Origin of the sequence: Cupriavidus consociatus, assembly GCF_017814975.1 — a bacterium.
GTDB classification, from domain to species: domain Bacteria; phylum Pseudomonadota; class Gammaproteobacteria; order Burkholderiales; family Burkholderiaceae; genus Cupriavidus; species Cupriavidus consociatus.
In genome coordinates this window covers 1-361 of record NZ_JAGIQA010000185.1, presented here as the reverse complement: position 1 = coordinate 361, position 361 = coordinate 1, and the positions used below count along the sequence as shown (strand labels likewise).

The 361-nt window shown below is 59.8% G+C and carries 2 pseudogenes; both read left to right on the top strand.

What is annotated here, in order from left to right:
• A pseudogene (locus J8I82_RS40005) lies at positions 1-151 on the top strand (carbon-nitrogen hydrolase family protein); the annotation flags it as partial.
• A pseudogene (locus tag J8I82_RS40000) lies at positions 152-361 on the top strand (Asp/Glu racemase); the annotation flags it as partial.

The window sequence follows — 361 nt, the reverse complement described above, 5'->3', positions numbered from 1 at the left end:
CGGCCATTACAACCGCTTCGACATCTTCGACCTGCGCGTGGACCGCCGCCCGCTGCAGCCTGCCCAGTTCATGGACGCCACCATGCAGGCTTTTGACCTGAATGCCGAACAGGCAGAACTCAATGCATTCGACCTTTCCGAGAGCAAGTAAATGTCTTTCCTGTTGACCCCCCAGAAGCCGCTGCGCGTCGGGCAAATCGTGCCGTCTTCCAACACCACCATGGAGACGGAAATCCCCGCCATGCTCCGCGAACGCGAAAAGGACTTCGCCGAGCGCTTCACCCTCCACTCCAGCCGCATGCGCATGAAGAAGGTGGTGAAAGAAGAGCTGGAGGCGATGGACCGTGACAGCGACCGTTGC